The 4,383-nt window shown below is 71.2% G+C and carries 2 protein-coding genes and 2 pseudogenes; 2 read left to right on the top strand and 2 right to left on the bottom strand.

Annotated elements, in window-relative coordinates; all coding sequences use genetic code 11:
- Positions 1 to 332 (bottom strand): annotated as a pseudogene (locus tag JWP64_RS29130) (hypothetical protein); the annotation flags it as partial.
- A gap of 725 nt (positions 333 to 1,057) precedes the next feature.
- Between JWP64_RS29130 and JWP64_RS29125 the strand changes: the two are divergent.
- Together JWP64_RS29125 and JWP64_RS29120 are read left to right on the top strand one after the other, a co-directional pair.
- On the top strand, positions 1,058 to 1,861 hold the full coding sequence (locus JWP64_RS29125) for an aldo/keto reductase (RefSeq protein ID WP_297503326.1): 804 nt from the start codon (positions 1,058 to 1,060) through the stop codon (positions 1,859 to 1,861).
- Positions 1,862 to 2,180: 319 nt separating this feature from the next.
- Positions 2,181 to 3,698: an acetyl-CoA hydrolase/transferase family protein gene (locus JWP64_RS29120; RefSeq protein ID WP_297503324.1), complete on the top strand. Its 1,518-nt coding sequence runs from the start codon at positions 2,181 to 2,183 to the stop codon at positions 3,696 to 3,698.
- A 558-nt stretch (positions 3,699 to 4,256) separates the two neighbouring features.
- Here JWP64_RS29120 and JWP64_RS29115 read toward each other — a convergent pair.
- Positions 4,257 to 4,383 (bottom strand): annotated as a pseudogene (locus JWP64_RS29115) (2,3-diaminopropionate biosynthesis protein SbnA); the annotation flags it as partial.

Below are 4,383 nucleotides of genomic sequence, written 5' to 3'. Positions count from 1 at the left end.
TCGGTGTCGTCTTCGTCGTCGTCTTGGTCGGTGAGTTCGGTGTCGTCTTCGTCGTCGTCTTGGTCGGTGAGTTCGGTGTCGTCTTCGTCGTCGTCTTGGTCGGTGAGTTCGGACTCGCCCTCGCCGTCGTCCCGGTCCTGGCCCCTCAGCTCGGAATCGTCCTCGTCCTGCTCGTGGAGACCGTCTTCTGTCGAGGAGCCCTCGCGGATCTGCCCGTTGTCGGGTGAGCCGGAATCGACGTCCTCGAGCGTCAGGTGGATGTTGAGCTTCTTGGTGCCCAGCACGATGTACCCGCTGATGACAGCGGCGTTGATCGGTAACGGCTCGCTCATGGGATGCTCACTCCTTTGTGCGGTCGGGCAGATTCCAAGGTGTTGATCACGGTGAACGACGAGCGGACCTGCCAGCACGAAGCTGGACGGCGGTTGCCCGGATCGCCGCACCGGTCAAACGCGGAGTGAGGACAGTTGGGCTGATTGCGGGAAGTAGCGTCTGAGTGGCGGATGGAAATTGCCCTGAACGGCCACGCGCTGCACTCCGCTTCCGGCGGGTCTCCCGGGCTACGGCCAGGGCCCGCGTTCGGGCACCGTGCTTACGCACGCTGCCCGGAGGCGCTGGGTGTGGCGAAGACCCGCCCTACAGAGTGGCCGGGCCCTCGCGCACCGCCCACAGGGCCGCCTGCTTGCCTTGAGCACGTACCCGGCCGCCCCGGCGGCCAGCGCGGCGTGCACCCGCGCCGCCTTGCCGAAGCTGGTGACCACGACGACCTCCACGCCGGGGTGCCCTCCCGCAGCGCCGCGTGCTTCGTGATGCCGTCCATCCCGCACAACACGAGGTCCATGAGCACGACGTGGGGGAGGAGCCGTGGGGAGCCGCGCCGGCCTGTCCTGTCCGCGGCTGCGGGACCACCGGACGACGATCCGGTCGATCTGCTGCTCGGTCCCGAGGTTCCTGCACGAGCGCGTTCTCGGGCTGCCGCCGCAGACCGGGGGCTGTCCGGCAGGTACCGAGCCCCCGCCCGAGGTTTGACGGCGGGGCGCTACGGGACCCTGTGCGGGTGGAGCGACGGCGGCTCGGCGCGGACGGCACGGAGGTGCCGGTGATCGGCCTGGGGACCTGGCGCAGGCTGGAGGCGGCAGCTGCCGGCGGCGGGCACGTCGCCGTGGTGACCCGGGCCCTCGACGCCGGGGTGCGGTTCTTCGACTCGTCGCCCATGTACGGCCGCGCCGAGGAGCTGCTCGCCGAGGCCCTGGGCGACCGCCGGGGCGAGGCGGTCGTGGCCACCAAGATCTGGACGGCCTCGCCGGCGGAGGGACGGCAGCAGCTCGACCGGGCGCTGCGTCTGTTCGGCGGGCACGTCGAGCTGATGCAGATCCACAACCTGGTGGCCTGGCGCGAGCACCTGCCGCTGCTGGTGGCGGCGCGGGAGGAGGGCCGGATCGACCGGGTCGGGGCGACGCACTACGCGGTGGTCCGTGAGCTGGAGACGGTGATGCGCACCGGGCGGATCGACGCCGTCCAGATCCCGTACAACCCGCGGCAGCGCGAGGTCGAGCAGCGCATCCTGCCGCTGGCCGCCGACCTCGGCCTCGGCGGGGTCGTCATGCGTCCCTTCGGCGAGGGTGAGCTGCTCGACCTCGACATCGACGAGGAACAGCTCGCGCCGCTCCACCCGTTCGGCGTCCGCACCTGGGCGCAGGCGCTGCTCAAGTGGGGGCTGAGCGATCGGAGGTGCACCGTGGCGATTCCGGCGACGTCGCACCCGTCGCGGATCGACGAGAACGTCGCCGCGGGGGAGCCACCCTGGTTCGGTCCCGACGAGCGGGAGCTCGTCCACCGGCTGGCACGTGACGGCACCTGAGGGCGAGCGCGGGCGACACACGTCCGGCTGATCCGGTGCGTCGGCGCGACGTCGTGCACGTGCGGCCAGCGGTCGACCGAGTACAGGCGCACTTTTAAGCTCGGGGAACCTCCCCGAGGTACGGCGGAGGCGCAGACCGGCGGGCCGACCGTCATGGGGCCGGGCCGGCGGTCGAGCGGGCACGATCATGCCGTGCACTCCGCCCTCGGGGGAGAAGCCGTGCCGGAATCCCGGTGTGGTCGCTACCGACGAGTAGGTAGGTGCGTATGTCGTGCAGTCCGCGGGAGGAACACCCGCGCCGACGAGACTGGCAAGGCTGATGGGCTCCAGGACCCGGATCGCGAACCGTGACCTGAGACGGAAGGTGATGTCGGCGGAGGCGGCGGCGGCACTGATACCGGCCGGCTCCAACGTGGGGATGAGCGGCTTCACCGGTGCCGGCTACCCCAAGGCGGTTCCGCTGGCGCTGGCCCGCCGGATCGCCGAGGCGAACGCCGCGGGCACCCGGTTCCGCGTCGGTGTGTGGACCGGGGCGTCGACCGCCCCGGAGCTCGACGGTGCGCTCGCCGAGGCCGACGGGATCGAGCTGCGGCTGCCCTACCAGTCCGATCCGGTGAGCCGGCAGAAGATCAACTCAGGGCTCATGGAGTACATCGACGTGCACCTGTCCCACGTCGCACAGATGGTGTGGCAGGGCTTCCTGGGCCACCTGGGAACGGCCCTCGTGGAGATCAGCGGCATCACCGAGGACGGCCGGTTGGTGCCCTCGTCGTCGATCGGCAACAACAAGACCTGGCTCGACCGGGCCGACCAGGTGATCCTCGAGGTGAACTCCTGGCAGAGCGCCGAACTCGAAGGCATGCACGACATCTACTACGGCACCGCGCTGCCGCCCGATCGCCGACCGATCCCGCTCACCCGCCCGGGCGACCGGATCGGCGTGCCGTACCTGGCCTGCCCGCCGGAGAAGGTGGTGGCCGTCGTCGAGACCGACGCGCCCGACCGCAACTCGCCGTTCAAGGAGGCGGACGAGGCGTCGAAGCGGATCGCCGGGCACCTCCTCGACTTCCTCCAGCACGAGGTCAGGCACGGCCGGCTTCCCGCGAACCTGCTCCCGATCCAGTCGGGGGTCGGGAACATCGCCAACGCCGTGCTCGACGGCCTCGACGCCGGGCCGTTCGAGGATCTGACGGCGTACACCGAGGTGATCCAGGACGGCATGCTCGGAATGCTGCGCTCGGGCAAGCTGAGCGTCGCCTCGGCCACCGCCTTCTCGCTCAGCCCCGTCGCCGCCGAGGACTTCAACGCGAACATCACGGCATACCGGGACCGGATCATCCTGCGCCCCCAGGAGATCAGCAACCACCCGGAGCTCGTGCGCCGGCTCGGCGTCCTGGCGATGAACGGCATCATCGAGGCCGACATCTTCGGCAACGTCAACAGCACCCACCTCATGGGGAGCCGCATCCAGAACGGCATCGGCGGATCCGGCGACTTCGCCCGCAATGCCTACATCTCGTTCTTCATGACCCCGTCGACCGCCAAGGACGGCGCCATCTCCAGCATCGTCCCGATGGTCTCGCACGTCGATCACACCGAGCACGATGTGCACGTCGTGGTGACCGAGCAGGGACTGGCCGACCTGCGGGGCCTCGCACCCCGGCGCCGGGCCCGGCAGATCATCGACCACTGCGCGCATCCGGACTACCGCCCGATGCTCGAGGACTACCACCAGCGAGCGCTCGCCGGCTCGCCCGGCAGGCACACCCCGCACCTGATCGACGAGGCGCTCAGCTGGCACACGCGGTACCTGGCCGACGGCACGATGAAGCCCTGACGACCGCCGCACGCCGGCCGGGCAGGGCCAGGCCGCCTAGGGCGGCGACGACCGGGGTCGAGCGGCTCCGGCAGCGGCCCGACAGGCGTAGGCGGGGACCGCACCCCTCACCTGTTGCGGATGAGGTCGCCTCCGCCGGCACGGCGCAGGGTGGAGGGCCTTCGGGGCAAGACGGCCCCACGGTGCGGCGGCCGGGCGCGCTTCCCGCCGAACTCCGGCCTGGCCGGCGACCGCGGCACGGGGCCGAGCCGGCGGGCCAGCGGGTCCGGCGCGGTCCGCCGGCGGACGGCTCGTCCTGGTGCAGGAGGGTGGCTACGGCCCGGTCTACGTCCCGTTCTGCGGCCTGGCGACGATCGAGACCCTCGCCGGGGTGCACGTCTCCTCGACGACGGGATCCTGCCCGTCGTCGGGGGGATGGGCGGGCACGACCTCGAGCCGCACCAGAAGGCGCTGGTGGACCAGGTGGCCGAGTTCGTGGGCGACATCGCCCGCGCGTGACCCGTTGACGACGACGCGCCCGCCCGGACATCCGGGCGGGCGCCTCGCTCTTCGTGGGCGTCAGGCTGCGAGCGCAACGGTGGTCGTCTGGTCCGCGTCGAGCACGTCCTCGCCGTAGAGGTCCTCGACCCAGTGCGACTGGTAGATCGTGTCCAGGTAGCGCTCGCCCAGGTCGGGGGCGATGGCG

It is taken from the genome of Pseudonocardia sp., from assembly GCF_025465255.1.
Lineage (GTDB): Bacteria > Actinomycetota > Actinomycetes > Mycobacteriales > Pseudonocardiaceae > Pseudonocardia.
Note: the sequence above shows the minus strand (reverse complement) of the source record. Positions and strands in the feature narration are given on the sequence as shown.